General features: G+C 51.3%; 16 protein-coding genes. 8 read left to right on the plus strand and 8 right to left on the minus strand.

Annotated elements, in window-relative coordinates; all coding sequences use genetic code 11:
- Positions 1–19: 19 nt before the first annotated feature.
- Complete coding sequence (locus BN3911_RS17655; protein WP_066866700.1) at positions 20–289, plus strand: hypothetical protein; 270 nt, start codon at positions 20–22, stop codon at positions 287–289.
- 203 nt (positions 290–492) lie between these two features.
- Here BN3911_RS17655 and BN3911_RS14040 read toward each other — a convergent pair whose 3' ends face one another.
- Together BN3911_RS14040 and pdxR are read right to left on the minus strand one after the other, a co-directional pair.
- A complete protein-coding gene (locus BN3911_RS14040) occupies positions 493–2,469 on the minus strand; it encodes an elongation factor G (protein ID WP_066866703.1) in 1,977 nt (658 codons plus the stop codon).
- A 214-nt stretch (positions 2,470–2,683) separates the two neighbouring features.
- On the minus strand, positions 2,684–4,078 hold the full coding sequence (gene pdxR / locus BN3911_RS14045; RefSeq protein WP_066866705.1) for a MocR-like pyridoxine biosynthesis transcription factor PdxR: 1,395 nt from the start codon (positions 4,076–4,078) through the stop codon (positions 2,684–2,686).
- A 117-nt stretch (positions 4,079–4,195) separates the two neighbouring features.
- Here pdxR and pdxS point away from each other — a divergent pair, with 117 nt between their 5' ends.
- The gene (gene pdxS, locus BN3911_RS14050) at positions 4,196–5,080 is read left to right on the plus strand and encodes a pyridoxal 5'-phosphate synthase lyase subunit PdxS (protein WP_066866708.1); all 885 of its coding nucleotides are present in this window, start codon (positions 4,196–4,198) and stop codon (positions 5,078–5,080) included.
- On the plus strand, positions 5,077–5,652 hold the full coding sequence (gene pdxT / locus BN3911_RS14055; protein WP_066866710.1) for a pyridoxal 5'-phosphate synthase glutaminase subunit PdxT: 576 nt from the start codon (positions 5,077–5,079) through the stop codon (positions 5,650–5,652). The genes pdxS and pdxT overlap by 4 nt, the downstream gene beginning before the upstream one ends.
- Positions 5,653–5,700: 48 nt before the next feature.
- Here pdxT and BN3911_RS14060 read toward each other — a convergent pair whose 3' ends face one another.
- Positions 5,701–5,955, minus strand: a complete 255-nt coding sequence (locus BN3911_RS14060; protein ID WP_066866712.1) for a spore coat protein — start codon at positions 5,953–5,955, stop codon at positions 5,701–5,703.
- A gap of 131 nt (positions 5,956–6,086) precedes the next feature.
- Entirely contained in the window at positions 6,087–6,260 is a 174-nt protein-coding gene (locus BN3911_RS17420) for a hypothetical protein (RefSeq protein ID WP_187127758.1), read from the minus strand.
- Between the two features lie 184 nt (positions 6,261–6,444).
- On the opposite strand from BN3911_RS17420, the gene mscL reads away from it, so the two are divergent.
- From mscL to BN3911_RS14080, 3 genes are all read left to right on the plus strand, one after another.
- A complete protein-coding gene (gene mscL, locus BN3911_RS14065) occupies positions 6,445–6,876 on the plus strand; it encodes a large conductance mechanosensitive channel protein MscL (RefSeq protein ID WP_066866714.1) in 432 nt (143 codons plus the stop codon).
- 215 nt (positions 6,877–7,091) lie between these two features.
- Complete coding sequence (gene trkA, locus BN3911_RS14075) at positions 7,092–8,540, plus strand: Trk system potassium transporter TrkA (RefSeq protein ID WP_242871134.1); 1,449 nt, start codon at positions 7,092–7,094, stop codon at positions 8,538–8,540.
- 4 nt (positions 8,541–8,544) lie between these two features.
- Positions 8,545–9,996, plus strand: coding sequence for a TrkH family potassium uptake protein (locus tag BN3911_RS14080; protein ID WP_066866719.1), 1,452 nt, complete (start codon positions 8,545–8,547; stop codon positions 9,994–9,996).
- Between the two features lie 298 nt (positions 9,997–10,294).
- On the opposite strand, the gene BN3911_RS14085 is transcribed toward BN3911_RS14080, so the two are convergent.
- The 4 genes from BN3911_RS14085 to BN3911_RS14105 all read right to left on the minus strand — a co-directional run bounded on the left by BN3911_RS14085 (position 10,295) and on the right by BN3911_RS14105 (position 14,859).
- On the minus strand, positions 10,295–11,647 hold the full coding sequence (locus BN3911_RS14085) for an ABC transporter substrate-binding protein (RefSeq protein ID WP_187127759.1): 1,353 nt from the start codon (positions 11,645–11,647) through the stop codon (positions 10,295–10,297).
- Positions 11,648–11,937: 290 nt separating this feature from the next.
- The gene (locus BN3911_RS14090) at positions 11,938–12,819 is read right to left on the minus strand and encodes a carbohydrate ABC transporter permease (protein ID WP_066866726.1); all 882 of its coding nucleotides are present in this window, start codon (positions 12,817–12,819) and stop codon (positions 11,938–11,940) included.
- A gap of 11 nt (positions 12,820–12,830) precedes the next feature.
- Positions 12,831–13,697 (minus strand): ABC transporter permease, encoded by an 867-nt coding sequence (locus BN3911_RS14095; protein ID WP_207644533.1) that lies wholly within the window; start codon positions 13,695–13,697, stop codon positions 12,831–12,833.
- Positions 13,698–14,031: 334 nt separating this feature from the next.
- The gene (locus BN3911_RS14105) at positions 14,032–14,859 is read right to left on the minus strand and encodes a sugar phosphate isomerase/epimerase family protein (protein ID WP_066866729.1); all 828 of its coding nucleotides are present in this window, start codon (positions 14,857–14,859) and stop codon (positions 14,032–14,034) included.
- Between the two features lie 318 nt (positions 14,860–15,177).
- On the opposite strand from BN3911_RS14105, the gene BN3911_RS14110 reads away from it, so the two are divergent.
- Together BN3911_RS14110 and BN3911_RS14115 are read left to right on the plus strand one after the other, a co-directional pair.
- On the plus strand, positions 15,178–16,902 hold the full coding sequence (locus BN3911_RS14110) for a sensor histidine kinase (protein WP_066866731.1): 1,725 nt from the start codon (positions 15,178–15,180) through the stop codon (positions 16,900–16,902).
- Positions 16,903–16,939: 37 nt separating this feature from the next.
- Positions 16,940–17,704 (plus strand): helix-turn-helix domain-containing protein, encoded by a 765-nt coding sequence (locus BN3911_RS14115; RefSeq protein WP_147578622.1) that lies wholly within the window; start codon positions 16,940–16,942, stop codon positions 17,702–17,704.
- Positions 17,705–17,889 lie beyond the last annotated feature (185 nt).

A 17,889-nucleotide genomic window follows, 5' to 3' on the forward strand; every position in this document is an offset into this window, starting at 1 on the left:
GCAGGCGGCCAAGGAGCGGGTGGGCAGGGATCACAGGGCGGAAATGGCTGCGGGCAGGAACAGGACGGAAACGAGTCCTGATGAGGAGGGCTGCAGGGCGGTTCCGCTGGCGGGAAGGGCTGAGGGGGACAGGAGTCGCAGGGTGGAAATGGTTGCGGACATGCGGGAAACAGATCCGGGGGAGGGCAGGGCTTGGGGGGACAGGAAGCCGGAAAAGGCGGCGGATTTCCTGGTGGACAGGGCGGCTGCAGTCCCTCAAAACCGCTGTTTTGTCCGCTCTGGTAAGTAAAAAAATGATCTGGCTTGCTGTCGGGCCAAGGGTCTTTTTTCCAATTTGCCATAAACAAACCTCCAGGATAAGCACACAGGCTGTCAAACAGCCTTTCTCTCAAATGCGTGCCAAAGCAGGGAGTTTTCATCCCTTGCTCCATCCTATTCCGCTCTTTTGAATTTGTAGCAAGTCCTCCCGTATTCCTTTCTGTCACGACCGCATCAGCCCTGAATCTTTTCTACGGGCAGGTGCATATGGGCATTGGCTTCGTTCCATTTCACCGGGAAGCCCGCCCCATGGGAACAGAACACAGAGTCAGGAGAATTTTCCACATCCCGCTCCGGATCATACCCGATCTTTTCCACTATGGCAGCTGCGTCCCTGCAGGGTTCATAGCCGCCAAATTCCAGGGAAAGCCTGCCCTTTCCCCTGGTAAAAGCAGTAAATTCCCGGGGATAGCCCATCATCGTCCGAATGGGAGCACGCCCCCGAAGGGCCATTTTACCCTCTACTTCCAGAGGCGCCCCGCATTCGCCGCCCATACGCAGCAAATCCGACTGTACCCGGCCAGCCTCATCAAATTCCACCTCTGCAAAAAAGCGGTACCACGGTTCCAGCAAAACCGTTTCAGCCTGCATCAGCCCCTGGCGGACCGCCCGGTAGACCGCTTCCCGAAAGTCTCCGCCCTCCGTATGCTTCAGGTGGGCCCGACCCGATAACAGCGTTATCTTCACATCTGTCAGCGGCGCTCCGGTCAGCACCCCTGTATGCTGCTTTTCCAGTACGTGAGTCCTGATGAGATTCTGCCAATTGGAGCCCAGAAAATCCAACGGGCATTCACTGGCAAACACAATACCGCTGCCCCGCTGTCCCGGCTCCAGGCGCAGATGCACTTCTGCATAGTGCCGCAAAGGCTCGAAATGGCCGCAGCCCACCACCGGGGCCGCGATGGTCTCCTGGTAGAGCACGGAACACGGGCCAAAGGAGATTTGTTCACTGTACCGTTCCCGGAAAATTTCCTCCAACGCCTCCAGCTGGACCTCTCCCATCACCCGCACCTCCAGTTCCTGGGTGCGTTCCCGCCACTCCACACCGAGAAGCGGTTCTTCATCCTCCAGTTCCCGGAAGCGTGAGAGCATCAGCGGCGCGGGAACAGAGGAGGAGAACAGCACCTGGGAGCGAAGCAGAGGCTGTAAAACAAAGGGCTTTGCCCGTTCCGCACCCAACCCGGCCAAGTCCCCGGCCTTTACCTGCCGAATGCCGGTTACCGCACAGAGCATACCGGGACCCGCCTCTTGTATCAGTTCATATCTGGAACCCGAATATCTTCGCAGTTCGTTGCACTTTTCCCTCTCTCCACCGGGAACCGTGAGCAGTTCCTTTGGATGCAGCGTTCCCTGCTCCACCTTGAGAAAGACAACCCGTCCGCCCCTGTCATGACGTACCTGATAGGCCCGCCCTGCAAAGGGAGCCTCCCTGTTTCCAGTACCGGCGGGCGCCAGTAGCCGCAAGCCCCGGAGTAACTCCTCCACGCCTGTCCCGTTCAGGGCCGAGCCGGAAAACACAGGAAAAACCCGCCGCTCCCGAACCAGGTTTTTCGCCTCTTTCAGCCACAGCTCCCGATCATACCCAGTCTCCAAATAGCGTTCCAGAAGCGAATCGTCCAAACCAGCCAGAAGCTCTGCCGTCTCCTCTTCCATCTGCCCGTCTTCCTCAATCCCACTGAAAAACGGGACAAACCTGTTTCCCCCCAAGCGTTCCAGCTGCCCAAACACCCTCATGAGGTCCGCTCCGGCGCGGTCCGTCTTATTGAGGAACACAAACACAGGAACAGAGGCGTCGTTCAGCAGCCTCCACAAAGTCTCCGTGTGGGCCTGTACCCCTTCAGCGCAGCTCACCACCAGCACGGCGCAGTCCAGCACCCGGAGACAACGCTCCATTTCCCCGGAAAAGTCCACATGGCCAGGAGTATCGATAAGGGAAAAGGAACGGCCTTCCATAGAAAAATCCGCCTGGCCGGAAAATACAGTGATCCCCCGTTTCCGCTCAATCTCCGCCTGATCCAGAAAAGCAGTGCGGGCGTCCACCCTGCCCGGCGTCCGGAGCACTCCCGCCTGATAGAGCATCTGCTCGGACAGCGTGGTCTTCCCCGCATCCACATGGGCAAGGATCCCCAAAACCGTGTTCGACTCCAGCATTCTTTAACCAATCCTTTCCGATCCGCATCACTGCAAAAGCCTCTCTGAGGATCCATTATAAGCTGTACAGAGCAAAGCCGCAAGCCTCGGCCCACAGCTGGAAAAACACCGGAGCCGGAAACTCTCTGCGCCTCTGCCGGCATGATGTGCTCGCAGGCTCCTAAGACAGGCCTCTGAACAGCTGGTGTTTTCGGTCATTCCGTGCGTCCACGGCCTACCCAAGACAGTCCCACAGACGCTGTACCGCTTCCTCCATCCGCTCCCTTTCCATCCCAGTATAATTCATCACCAGGCAATGGGGCTCCGCCCTCCGGGGGTCCATGTAATACTCCGACAGGCAGGAAATGGCAACTCCCCTCTGTTCCGCACGTTTTACCAGCTCCTGATCGGAAGCCTCTGTCTGCACCTTCAGCAGGAAATGCAGGCCTGCGTCTGCCTCACGCATCTCCGCTCTGTCTCCCAGCGGGCTTTTCCGGACAGCTTCCTGCAGGGCATCCCGCCGGCGGCGGTAAAAATGCCTGGTCCGCGCCAGATGGGATTCAAAATAGCCTCCGTCGAGAAACTTCGCCAGGGTCAGCTGTTCAAAGCTGGGCACCGTGCAGGAATAAAACCCCAGCTTCCGGGAAAACGCTTCGCTCAGCCGTTTCGGCAGCACCATATAGCTGATGCGGATGGCTGGGGTCAGGCTCTTGGAAAAGGTATTGATAGTGATCACCTTTCCCCCCTCGTCGATGCTCTGCAGAGAGGGTACCGGCCTGCCGGTAAACCGGAATTCGCTGTCGTAATCATCCTCAATGAGATAGCGTTCCGGTTCCTCCGACGCCCACTGAAGCAGCTCCCTGCGGCGGGAGACAGGCATAACCAGGCCTGTGGGGAAATGGTGGGCAGGAGAAAGATGGGCCGCATCCGCCCCCTTTTCCCTCAGCGCCCGGACAGAAAGCCCCTGTCCATCCAGCTCCGCTCCCACAACCGCCGCTCCGTTAGCTTCATAGACTTGAGCGATCCTGCGGTAGCCCGGATCCTCCACTGCAAACACCTTGTCCCTGCCCAGAAGCTGCACCAGCAGGCCATAGAGATATTCGGTGCCCGCCCCCACCACCAGCTGTTCCGGCTCCGCCGCAATGCCGCGGAACCTGCCGAGATAGGCTGCTATCGCCCTGCGCAGGGCCAGCGTACCCCCGCCCGGCATGGGGCGAAGCAGGGCTGCGTCCCGTTCCGTCAGGACCTCCCTCATCAGCTTGGCCCATACGGAAAAAGGAAACTGCTCCCCCGGCACTCGATTGGTCCGGAAATCTGCAAACCACTCCGGCTCAGCTTCCTCTGCCTGCAGAGCGGCTGGGGGCACAGCTTTGCGGATTTCCGTAACGGGAAGGCTTTCTACAAAATATCCCCTGCGCTCCTCCGCCCGCAGATACCCTTCCAGCAGAAGCTGGGCATATGCGTTTTCAACAGTGGCCACGCTGACTCCCAGATGCTCCGCCAGCCCTCGCTTCGAGGGCATCTTCTCTCCGGCCCGGAGCCTCCCTTCCCGAATATCCTCCCGGATTCTGCGGCAGAGAAACTCGTAGAGCGGCAGCTCTCCCCGGCGGTCAAGCGCATAGGTCAGCATGTGTCCCCCTCCTCCATCTGGTATGCTTATTTTCTCACGAAATGGTTATTTCTATCAGCTCAGATTTGAGTATGATAGAAAACAAACCATTTGTCAAGTGAAAGGTGGCTGACAGTTATGATAGAACAAAAGGAAGATCGCGGCGCTCTCAACAGAAATTTGGCCCAAATGCTCAAGGGCGGCGTGATCATGGACGTGACCACGCCGGAACAGGCCAAAATAGCGGAAGCCGCAGGCGCCTGCGCTGTAATGGCTCTGGAACGCATTCCGGCGGATATCCGCGCAGCCGGAGGCGTCTCCCGCATGAGCGACCCCAAAATGATCCGGGGGATCCAGGCTGCCGTTTCCATTCCGGTAATGGCGAAATGCCGTATCGGCCATTTCGCAGAGGCGCAGATTCTGGAGGCAATTGAAATCGATTATATCGATGAGAGCGAGGTGCTCTCTCCCGCCGACGACGTATACCACATCGACAAAACCAAATTCAGGGTGCCCTTCGTCTGCGGAGCCAGGGATTTGGGAGAGGCGCTGCGCCGCATCCAGGAGGGCGCCTCCATGATCCGTACCAAGGGAGAACCCGGCACAGGGGACGTGGTGCAGGCGGTTCGGCACATGCGTAAAATGCAAAGCGAAATCAAGCGTCTCACTTCCCTCCGGGAGGATGAGCTGTACGAAGCCGCCAAGCAGCTGCAGGTTCCCTATGAGCTCGTTTGGTCCGTACACAAAAACGGAAAGCTTCCGGTGGTCAACTTCGCTGCGGGCGGCGTAGCCACACCGGCAGACGCCGCACTGATGATGCAGCTGGGTGCAGAGGGCGTATTCGTGGGCTCCGGCATCTTCAAATCCGGCAATCCGGAAAAACGGGCGGCCGCCATCGTGAAGGCCGTCACCAACTACAACGATGCAGCGCTGCTGGCGGAGCTCTCGGAAGACCTGGGGGAGGCCATGGTGGGCATCAACGAACAGGAGATCGCCCTGCTCATGGCGGAGCGCGGCCAATGAGCCGCATTGGAATTTTGGCCGTACAGGGTGCCTTTCTGGAACATGAACAGGTCCTGTCCCGGCTGGGGGTCCCCTACTTTGAGCTGCGCCAAAAAAGGGACCTGGAGGAATCCATGGACGGCCTCATATTACCGGGCGGTGAGAGTACGGTGATGGGAAAGCTGCTGCGGGAACTGGAGCTTATGGAGCCGCTGCGTTCCAGAATCTTGGCGGGCCTTCCGGTGTTAGGCACCTGTGCGGGTCTTATCCTGCTGGCAAAACAGCTTGCGGGAGGCGAGACGACACATCTTGCCTCCATGGATATCTGCGCTGTGCGGAACGCTTACGGCAGACAGTTGGGCAGCTTTGCTGCGGAACAGGAGTTCGGAGACTTTGGACGAATCCCCATGACCTTTATCCGTGCGCCCTATATTTCCGCCGTCTCCGGCAAAACAGAAATTTTAGCGCAGGTGGACGGCCGTATTGTAGCGGCCCGGGAGGATCGCCAGCTGGTCACGGCCTTCCATCCGGAGCTGACGGAGGATTTGACGGTGCACCGCTATTTTCTCGACCAGCTCGTTGCTTCCAGATAAGTACAGAAACCGCGGAGTAAATACTCCGCGGTTTCTTTTTGGCCGACTTCAGTTGGAAGAAGAGTTGGAAAACTTCTGCTTTACCTTCTGTATTTTCTGTTCTTCAGCCTGCTCGGTGGGATACCAGCCCTTCTGAGCCATCTTTTTGTAAAGCTCGTCCTGCATGCAGAGGGAATCGTTCAGCGCTGTATTGAAGGCCTGGTGTACATTGGCGGTGGAGGATTCTATCGTGCCGTGCAGAAACAGATCGCAAACACCCTTCTCTGTCAGAAGGATATTTTCCATAATGCATTTATCATCCATGTTTTTTTATTCCTTTCTGTTAGGTGCGGGATTTTATACAGGCCGCAAACAACTGTCCAAAGGAAGATTTCAATTGGTTGGACAGCCTGCGGCGGGGTTGCAGCCTTTCGTCATCCCGGCGGCTGCCGGAGTCAGACCAGGCTGTAGAAGCTGCCGAAAATCTGCCGGTGCTTGTCCATCATCTGCTGCGCATACTGCTTGAGATCGCTGTCCTGTAACTGCTGCACAGCCTCCTGGCATTGGGTCATGGAAAATTTCTCATGGCCCAGAGCGTCTTCGATATAGAGCAATTCCTTGGGACTCATTGACACATACCTCCTTTTCTGATTCCGGGCAGTTCTCCTTTGCCCGTTCCCTGTTAGTATTTATGGCCGGGACAGCATCTATGCGTGACAAAACATTGAAATTCTGTGCATTGCTTGACTTCCAAAACCTTTCATGCGACAATAATTTCGACAAAATCATTCTTTATTTGAGGAGGATTTCTTCATGAAAATCATCAAAGAATTCAAAGAGTTTATCTCGCGTGGCAACGTGATAGACATGGCCGTCGGCGTCATCATCGGCGGCGCGTTTACCGCCATCGTAAACGCGCTGGTTGACAACATTCTCAACCCGCTGATCGGCATTATCACCGGCGGCGTGGATTTTTCCTCCCTTTCCATCACCATTGGAGAAGGAGAAAATCCCGCTGTGTTCGCCTACGGCTCCTTTATCACTGCTGTGATCAACTTCCTGTTGGTGGCTCTGGTCCTCTTTCTGATCATCAAGGCCATGAATAAGTTCCATTTTAAAAAAGAAGAGGAAGTCCCCGCGGCTCCCACTACCAAAATCTGCCCCTTCTGCAAATCGGAAATCGCCATCGAGGCTTCCCGCTGCCCGCACTGTACCTCTGAACTTGCTGCGGAGGAGACAGAATGATTGCCGGCGTCTCAGCAGTTTGCCCAGATTTCCTGTTTTTATTTTTCATTTCTTTCTGACTTACCTCTTGCCGGACAGAATGTTTTGTGCTACTATGGCACTGTCTATCGGAAAATACCGGATCACAGCAAAAGGCTGTTGCTTTTTGCTGTGATTTCTGTTGCACTACTGAAAATTTCGTGCTGAATGTATCAGGAGAGGCAACGTTGGCAGACTTGAAAAACAAAAGAAAGGGAACCGCAGGCTATAATGCAGCTTTTAAGCTCCGCACAGGCCTGTGTGCATGGATGGGTTTCATGAAGATTGTGATCGTAGGCGACGGCAAAGTGGGTTCCGCATTGACGGAGCAGCTTTCCAAGGAAAACCACGACGTGGTCGTCATCGACAGCAACAAAATGGTGCTGCAGGAAGCGCAGCAGGCGCTGGATGTCAACGTGGTACACGGAAACGGAGCCAGCTTGAAAATCCAGAAGCTGGCAAATGTGGATACCAGCGACCTGCTGATTGCCGCCACCTCTGCGGATGAGATCAATCTGCTCTGTTGTATTGTGGCCCGGAAGCTGGGCTGCCGTCACACCATCGCCCGGGTGAGGAACCCGGAGTATTACGGCCAGCTCTATCTGCTGAAGGAAGAGCTGGGCCTCAACATGATGATCAACCCGGAGCGTTCCACTGCCAACGAAATCTTCCGGCTGCTGCAGTTCCCCTCCTTCCTCAAGAGGGATTCCTTTGCAAAGGGCCGTGTGGAAATTGTGGAGCTGGTCCTGCAGCAGGACAGCCCTCTGGCGGGCATTAAGCTTTCCGAACTCTACCGGGCCGTCAAGGTAAAGGTGCTGGTCTGCGCTGTGGAACGCGGAAAAGAAGTCGTCATCCCCGACGGCAACTTCGTTCTCTGCCCTGGCGACAAGCTCTCAGTCACCGCCTCATCCGGGGATTTGGCGAGGCTCATCCGGAACTTAGGCCTGGCCCAAAGAAAAATCCGGGACGTGATGATAATTGGGGGCAGCCGCATCGCTTTTTATCTGGCGGAGGATCTGATTGCCTCCGGCGTCAATGTAAAGCTGATCGAAATCGATGAGAAACGGTGCACAGCTCTGGCGGATATGCTCCCCAAGGCCACCATTATCCACGCGGACGGCTCCGATCGGTATGTGCTGGATTCCGAAGGCCTTTCCCAAACGGATGCCGTGGTGACGTTGACCGATATTGATGAAGAAAATCTCATCATCTCCATGTACGCCAACTTTTTGGGTACGTACAAGGTGATCACAAAAATTAACCGCACTGAATTCACCGAGGTGCTCAAAACCAAGGGGATTGACTGTGTCGTGAGTCCCAAGGATTTGTGCTGCAACGACATCGTACGCTACGTACGGGCCATGGAAAACCGCAAGGGAGAAGCGGTTCTCACGCTTCACCGGATTGTAGAGGACCGGGTGGAGGCCCTGGAGTTCCGCGCCAACAAGCAGCTTCCCCAACTGGGCAAACGGCTCTCTCAGCTGACCCTGAAGCCCCATATTCTTTTGGCCTGTATCAACAGGAACGGCCGCCTGATTATTCCCAAGGGCAGCGACACCATTGAACGGGATGATATCGTAATTGTTGTGGCGGAAGCCGATAAGCTGATCAACGATCTGAGTGAAATCTTCGTGGAGGAAGCCTGACGCCATGAATCGCAGAATGATCCTTTACCTCATTTGCATTATCCTTCGCATTGAAGCGGTGTGTATGATTCCCGGCCTGCTGATTTCCGTTTATCAAAACGAGGCTGCCTCTGTGTTGGGCCTCGGAGTCGGCATTCTTCTCTGTGCCCTCTGCAGCCTTTCCTCCTTTTTTTTCCGGGTGGAAACCAAGACCATTGGCGCACGGGAGGGCTTTCTCTGCGTCTCCCTTTCCTGGGTCGCCGTTTCCCTGTTCGGGGCGCTTCCCTTTTTCGTCAGCGGGGCCATCCCGAATTTTGTCGACTGCATTTTCGAGACGGTTTCCGGTTTCACCACCACCGGCGCCAGTATTCTCACTAACGTGGAGGCCATGCCCATGGGGCTGCTCTACTGGCGAAGCTTTACCCATTGGCTGGGCGGCATGGGCGTGCTTGTATTTCTTTTGGCAGTGGTGCCCATGGGGCGCGGCAAGAACTCCCTGCTGCATGTGATGCGGGCGGAAAGCCCCGGGCCCCAGGTAGACAAACTGGTTCCCAGGCTCCAGAACAGCGCCAAAATCCTGTATGCCATCTACATTGCCCTCACCCTCATTCAAATCGTCTTTTTGCTGGCAGGCGGAATGCCTCTGTTCGACAGTTTCTGCACCGCTTTCGGTACGGCGGGCACGGGCGGCTTCGGTGTCAGGAACGACAGTATGGCCGGGTATAGCCCCTATTTGCAGACGGTATGCACTGTATTCATGGCCCTGTTCGGCATCAATTTCAGCATTTTCTACCTGCTCCTGCTCCGGCAGTTTTCCCGGGTGTTCCGCAACGAGGAGCTGCGACTTTACCTGCTGGTTATGCTCAGCGCCATCGCCCTCATCACAATCAACACCCTGCCCAATTTTGACGGAAATGTAGGAGAGGCCTTCCACCATGTGGCGTTTACGGTTTCTTCCATCATGACTACCACCGGTTTTGCTACGGTGGATTTCAACCTCTGGCCTGTTTTCTCCAAAATGCTGCTGGTGCTGCTGATGATTTTCGGAGCCTGTGCGGGTTCCACCGGAGGCGGCATCAAAGCAGCCCGCGTCGCGCTCCTCTTTAAAGCAGCCCGGCGCAACATTCGCCGCATGCTGCGTCCCCGTTCCGTTTCTCAGGTGCATATGGACGGCCAGCTGGTAGACGAGGACACCATCCAGGGCACCTACAGCTACCTCACGGTGTACGCTCTGATCGCCGCGTTCTCCATGCTGCTGATCGCTGTGGACGAATTCTCCCTGGAAACCAATGTGACGGCTGTGATGGCCTGCCTCAACAACATCGGTCCCGGCATGGACGTGGTGGGTCCCATCGGGAACTATGCTTCCTTCTCTAATTTCAGCAAATTGATTCTCAGCTTCGACATGCTGGTGGGCAGATTGGAAATCTTCCCCATGCTGATGCTCTTTGTTCCCGCTGCCTGGCGCAGGAATTAAGCGCCGTCTCAATTGAAAAACTCCCTTTTACCTCGTCGGGGTAAAAGGGAGTTTTGTTTCACTTATAGAACGGCGGCAGCCAGCGCCTGCCATCCCCCCAAAAATCTGGAAGACGGAAAAGTAAGACTGACAAGGAGAACAGCTAAATCCATCCTGTTTTTTCAATCTTTTTACACGGCATAAAGAGGAACGGTCGTATAACACTGGTTATCCCAGTTTCATACAACCGTTCTGTTTTTTACTATGGTAACTGCTTTTTATTCAACACGGAGCTTGGACTTCTTACTGTTAAAGGATTTTAAGCTTCCTTTTTGCTGGCATTGTATTCAGAAATTTGGCCATTGAGTTCTTCAATTACCTTCTCAATTCCCGCCTCATTGAGTTTCTGACGCAAAAGAGGCAAGCCTTCTTCCGGATCAACAGTTCCCATATCCAGCGGCACTTTATAGGTGGCAAGCACATTGGCTATAGCCGCAATTTCAGCAGAGATGTTCTCATTATTAATTGTAAAACCAGCAAGAGCGGGAATGACAGATTTGTCATACAGTTCCGTTTCTTTTTCATGCGCCACGTCCCAGTCCTCCAAATTGGGATACTGAAGATCGATATTGTTCATGCCCATGCCAAGATTAATGGTTCCAATATTCTCCGACGGATCTACGCCTTCAGGGCGCGTCAGCTTTCCATCCTCAGTCAAAGCGTAGTTCACTCCTTCTACGCCATTATACATCAGATGATAAGCCTCTTCATCCGTGAGGATATATTCCAGGAACATCAAGGAGCGTTCTGGATTTTTTGAATTGATGCTGATTGCGGTTCCGTTACCGGCGGGAGCCTTTCTTTCAATCAGATTATCTTCTAAGGACCAGAAACTGATCTCCCAATCCGGTTGCTCACGTTGCATCTGCACATAAAGATTGCGAATGCCTGGATAATTAGAACGGGCAACTGCACTGGTACCCGCTTTAAACTGATCCAACGACCCGGTTTTTTCCGAAAGGACGCTCTTAGACCAAAAGCCTTTTTGAAACCAGTCTCTTTGCCTGGCTACAAATGCTTCGTATTCCGGAGTATCTGCGATAGAAAAAACTTCCTTGCCTTCGTCCATCTTATAAGTGATAATTCCCATATCCCCGCCAACAATCGGTCTTGCCCAGTCAGTTTCGTACTGCAGGGCTGAGTAGAGGGGCGCTGATTCCGTACCGCTCATCGCATAGGGGAACATACTGGGCTCATTTTCTTTGACAGCGGTCAGGAACGCCTCCAGATCGTCATAGGAATGGATTTCCGGACAATTGTACTTTTTTCTAAGATCTTCACGAACCACAAGGTCGGCAGTCTCCACTTCTTTTGTGAAGGAAGGAACCATACAGAGATTCCCATTCACTTTTAAGTGATCTATCATATCCCGTTCTTCTATCATCGAAAAAACTTTTGGAGCATAGGCAGGCATCATTTCATCCAAATTCATAAATGCGCCTTTTGCACCCTGCTCAAAATAGAACGCCCAATCCGCCGTATAGATCATGTCGAAATTCTCCCCAGACGCCAAAACAATCGGGATTTTCTGCGTCCAGTCACCCCAGGAAATCGCTGCCGCCTCAAGGGTTACATTAATTTTTTCGCCCAGTTTTTCATTGAGGGCGTCCAATGCTGTCTGGGCTTTTCCTGTAGGAGCGTCTCCAAGATAGTAGTATTTCAGAGTGATATGTTCGGAAATATCCGGCGCGCCGTCACCAGTGTTCTGATTTTCTCCACTTGCCTCCGAACTCCCTGTTTCAACGCTCTGTGTTTGTCCGGCAGACGAACCCTCCGTACCGCCGCTGCAGCCGGAAAGAACCGAGCACAGCAGCGCCGCTGCTAGAAGCAGTGTGAACAACCTCTTCATTTTCGTACCTCCCATAAATAAAATTTATCTGTGATAAAACCACAAAAGTGGTTTTATCCTTTGACAGAACCAACCGTCAATCCCTTTACAAAATACTTTTGCACAAACGGATACAGCAGTATGATGGGGCCTGTAGTGATCACAGCCATAGCCATTTTAAACGTTTCATCCGGCATGTCCGCAACGACCAACCCCGCTTTGGAAGCCGCATCCCGCAAACCCGTGATACTTGTCAGCATCTGATAGAGCAGATACTGCAGCGGATAAAGGTCTGCTTTATTTATGTACATCATGGCATTGTACCAGTTGTTCCAATAGCCTAAAGCTGTAAACAAGCCTATCGTGGCAAGTCCTGCGCCGGATAGAGGCAAATAGAATTTTACAAAAATAACAAAATCATTGGCTCCGTCCAGTTTTGCAGATTCCATGATGGAATCCGGAATACTCTTCATGAAGTTTCGCATCAGAAAAATGTTCCAAGCTCCCAGCAGGCCGGGCAAGATCAGCGCCAGTATGTTGTCCTTCAGATTCAGATACTTGACAACTAGGATATAGGAAGGGATCATGCCGCCGCTGAAGATGGTCGGGAAGTAGAAGAACAGGGCGATTTTATTTCTGAACTCAAAGTCCTTCCTCATCAGGACAAAAGCGGACATAGCCGTTATGAAGAGGCTGATCCCACCTCCCAGAACCGTAATAAATATCGAAACACCATATGCTTTGAAAATTCTTTCGGGGAGCTGAAACACCATCTTATACGCTTCCACAGAAAATTCGGACGGCCACAGGGAATATCCACGGGCGATTATCTCACTTTCACTGGTAAACGATCCGATCACAATCAGCCAAAAGGGCAGAAAACAAATCAACGCGATTACGAAGGTAAAGGTATAAGAAATAACACTGAAAAACTTCTCATCTATGGTTTTTTTCAAATCCTCACCCCCTAAAACAACGAGTAGTCCGGTTCCACTCTTTTCACAAGATAATTTACTCCCACAATCATCAGGAAACTCAGCACCGACTGATACAGTCCGGCAGCAGTTCCCATCCCAGGTTCAAATGTTTGCGTCAGCATTCTGAACACATAGGTATCAATGATATCTGTTGTGGAATATAGAAGAGAGTTTGTGCCGATAACCTGATAAAAAAGTTCAAATTGGCCTTTCATAATGCTGCCGACCGCAAACAGCGTCACAATTATCATCGTCGGTTTGAGGAGCGGAATGGTAATCCAACCGATCTCCTGCCATTTATTGGCGCCGTCAATCTTCGCAGCTTCATAGTACTCGCTGTTGATCCCTGTCAGCGCCGCTAGGTAAATCACCACCCCATAACCTAATCCCTTCCATTCGTGGAAAAACACCAACAGGTATTTCCAGATACCGGGATTGCTGTACACGTCTACAGGTTCTTGTCCCCAGCTGATCAGGATGTTGTTTACTACGCCGTATTCAAAGTTAAAAAGGTTATAGACCAGCGCCGCCAACAGCACATAGGAAACAAAATACGGCAGAAACATAACAGACTGTGTGATTTTCTTAAACCATTTCCCAGCCAGCTCGCTGAGCATTATGGCGACAAGCACTTCCATCACAAGACTGACAAGGATGAACGCTATATTATAAAGAATCGTATTCTTTGTAACTTCCCACAGCGTTCCGGAAGAAAACAGAAATTCAAAATTTCTAACCCCCACCCAGGGACTGTCAAATATGCCCTGCTGATAGTTGAAATTCTTAAATGCCAGTACAATACCGCCCATAGGCAGATAGCAAAAAACAATGAAGTACAGAATGGCGGGCAAGATCATCAACCAAAGAATTTTCTGTTTTCTGATACTTCTGAAGAAGTATCGAAACCCGTGTTTTATCAAAACAGGACCTGTTCCGTTCAATTCGTTTTTCACAATGGTCTGCATATATTATCCCCCCTCAAACTCGGCTTTGCTTTCCGTTCTGATACTTGCCCGAACATGGATCCCTTTTATCAAAGGCGAAGAGTTTTTCCAGTCCGGCGTATCCCTGTACCTGATATGCAGTCCTGTATGCTTCCGCTCATCAAAGCCGTTGTTTAGGCGTCTGGGCAGCCTCCAAACAAATTGCCGGATTGCTTTTGCGTTTACCCGGCCCGGAAAGCTGCCGTTTTTATTCCACAATGCCGGTTTCTCTCATATTCAGATAGCCGGCCTGCAGCGCCTGCCTCCATGACAAATTGTTCAGAGTGTCCTGCTCCACTGTAGCATACTCTATTTCCAGAGCTTGAGCAGTCTCTAAACAGCCTTGTAAATCGAGCGCGCCGGTTCCTGGAGAAGTAAATACAGGTACGACAATATGACGTCCGTCCGGAGCCTGCGGACGCTCCGTGGTGACGGCAGGCACATAATCCTTGATATGTACCATGGCCAGACGGTCACCCAATTCTTTCATAATAGATACCGGATCATAACCTCCAAAATCAGCCCATCCAGTATCCAGTTCAAATTTTAGATACTGCGTATTCGCTGCCATCAGATAGTGCGCCGGCGCCCCTCTGACCATAACGGAAAATTCCGCATCATGGTTGTGAAAAGCTAAAGAAACGCCCTCTTTCTCCAATTCTTTGGCAACGCTGTCCATAGCCTCGCATTCTTTCATCAGTTCGTCGTAAGTCGGCTGCCGGTCAGTTCCTCCAAAGCGGTACGCACCCGCACGGCCGCAATAACATACAGCCATAGAAACCCCTATCTTTTTTACTTTCCTGAGAATTTCTTTGGGATCGGGAGCCTGATCCTGCAGAAAATTACAGCTAACGGCCAGAGGCTTCATACCAATTGCTTCCACACGCTTCAGGTTTTCTGCCGGATCTCCTTTCTCAAACAGCAAATCTCCGCCTTCAAAGGCTCGGTATCCTATCTTTGCATAATCTTCCAGTGTTTGGTAAACATCTCCCGCCTCCGGCAGAAAACCGATAAAGGCGGCTTTCATTTTTTTCATAGTGATGACCATTCCTTTCTGCTGCGCCGCTAAACCTCAAAGGAATATGAGCGCTCCTTGGCGCATGAACAACATAATAAACACGACCGTTTCCGCCTCAATCTTGTCGTATCAGCCTTCCTCCTTTAAAGAGCCTGTCCCCAAAAAATCAACCGCTCTATTAATCTGACGAAAATATAACATGTTTGATCCGCCATTAAAATAAGACTTTTTTTACATCATTGACTTTTTTTGTCAACATTGCCACATCCCTTTCCTTTCAGCACGGTAATTGATATAATGTCTGCAAATTCCAAGCAGAGTAGGAAGGGTATCACCGTGAAAAAAGGCAAACCGTTTCTGAATTCCAAAAAGAAGCCTCTGGTATCAATTTTGGCGATTATTATTGTGTTCTGTCTCATATTCGGCTGCAGCCAGTTGCTGGTAGGGATCATCTTTTTCGCGGAAGGGCGGGAAATCATTATATCGTTAAATCAAAAATCCATTGAAAAACAGATTTCCCTGTACTTTCAACAGCTGGAGCTTGAATTGCAGATGGTGGAACAACTTCAAAAAGACCTCATAACCGGTCCCGACGTGGTATATCTGAATCTGGGGCCTTATTCTCCTTTTGAGACCAACGTTGCAATCGCAGTAGACCGGCTGACGACGCAGATGACCACCATCCGAAATGGGAATCGATATATCGAAAGCCTGTCCTTACATTTTCAGAATCCGAAAAGAACGCTGCGTGCCGGCAGTGTCTGTTACGCCCGTTTTGACGCCGATCATATCAGCTCGCTTCAATCTGCACCCGGAAAACGGTTCAAAGTTCTGGATGGAAGCCTGTCTATGGCGGCCTACCCTGCTTCCGCAACTCCAGAAAATTTCGTCTGCTGTTCAGAAATTGTTTTTAACAGCGATTTAATCGCCAGTGAACTAAAGAACTTTCTGTTTTCAGAAGATTCCCACAGCATTCTGGCATTTACCGAATACAACTATTCCATTTCTTCAAATCCTGATATTTTCGACAGTTTTTCTGACAGCAGGCCAATGGATACCCATCCGGTAAAGCTGAATGGAATATCGTATATGCCTGTTACATACTTTTCTGATTTCTTTCATGCAAAATACACGCAGCTGATCCCGGAAGAAAAAATACTGATGGAAGCAAACCGCTTATTTATTTTCCTATGGGCGTTCTCCGCCTCCATCTTTCTTCTTACCATACTCCACTTCATGCTCCTGTACCGCTTGATTAACCGGCCGGTCAAAGAGCTGGAAAAAGCCATTCACAAAGTTCAAAGCGGCGACTTCTCAACAAGCCTCTCTCACATCGGCACACGGGAATTCTTTCATATTTACGGCGGCTTTAACGAGATGACCAAAAGTATTTCCTACCTGATTGAAGACGTATATGAACAGCAAATGCTGAAGCAAAAGGCAGAACTGCGCCAGCTGCAGGCACAGATCAACCCTCATTTCCTCTATAACAGCTTCTTTATCCTGAAAAGCAGAATCACTGCCAAAGAGTATGAAGATGCCGGTCATTTCGCCGATATGTTGGGAATTTACTTTAAATTTATCTCAAAAAACAATGCGGATTCCATCAGCCTCGGCGAAGAACTGGCGCACGCAAGGGCCTATGCATCCATACAGGCGGTTCGTTTTAAAAACCGCACGGAGATCCGTTGGGAAGAAATTCCGGAGCAATTCTGCAAGCTGCAGGTTCCGCCGCTGATCCTGCAGCCCATTCTAGAAAACGCATTCAAATACGGACTGGAGGATATGGAATTTGACGGCCTTCTGGAATTCCGTTCCTCTCATGACAGTGGGTATCTGCACCTGACCATTGAAGACAATTCAGAAAGCTTTGAAAAAAACCGTGGAAAAATTGAAATGCTGCAGCAGGCTTTCAGCAGCGGGATCGGTCAAATGGAACCTTCCGCACTTTTAAATATCCACCGACGGCTTCAGCTGTTTTTCAAAGATCCCCACTGCGGGCTCACCCTTGAACAGGGCGAACAAGGCGGTATGAAAGTCACTGTAAAAATCCGCAGATAGATCCGCGGAAAACAGCTTCTACGAGGAGGGGCCAACTGTGATTAAAATAATGATCGTTGACGATGAAGAAGAGATTTTGAACAGTATTTTCCGCTTTTTAAGCGAGAAGCTGCCGCAGTACGAATATATCAAAACTACTTCCAGCAGGCAGGCCAGAGAAATACTAAAAACCGACATGATCGACATTCTGCTTACAGATATCAAAATGCCGCACTGGGATGGCTTTGAACTTTCCTCTGTCGCCAAAGAAACCAATCCGGACTGCCATGTGATCTTTCTCACCGGTTATAGTGATTTTGATTTCGCCTATCAGGCCATCAAAGCAAAATGTGACGATTTTTGCCTGAAAAACGACCTCAACGAGGAGGTCATACATGCCATTCAGAAAACGGCCAAGATCATCGAACATCACCATGCTGCGGAACAGCTTAAAGCGCCGGATACACTTTTATCGGATCTAAAAAACCATCACAGCATTGAGTTTGTACAGCAGTATATCCGGGATCATATCGACAGCGACATTTCACTGAATAAGCTTGCACAGGTGGTTTATCTCAGCCCCGCCTATCTGTCCCGGCTCTTCAAAAATGTTACCGGATCCAATATCACTGAATATCTGTTGCAGGTTCGAATCAAAACCGCAAAAAATCTACTGATCAGTTCTGAAAAGCAGATACAGGATATCGCTCTTGCCGTAGGAATAGATTCACCCGTTTACTTCACAAGAATCTTTAAAAAGGCCACTGGGTTCACCCCAGTAGAGTATCGCTCACTCTTCTACGGAAAAGGCAAGTTAAATTGAGTTGACGAAACAGAAAAAAGACATGGCTTACAGAATTCCCACAGAAGGAAGCAGCATTGCGCCATTCTGAAAGGAACCGGTAACCCATGTCCGAAACAATCGTACAGCAAAACGAAGCAGTGATGAAAGGAGAGGTAAGAATTTTGATGTGCAGAAGAGACGTTCTGTGAACGTCCGGCGCAGGA

The sequence above is a fragment of the Neglectibacter timonensis genome (assembly GCF_900048895.1).
GTDB classification, from domain to species: Bacteria; Bacillota; Clostridia; order Oscillospirales; family Acutalibacteraceae; genus Acutalibacter; species Acutalibacter timonensis.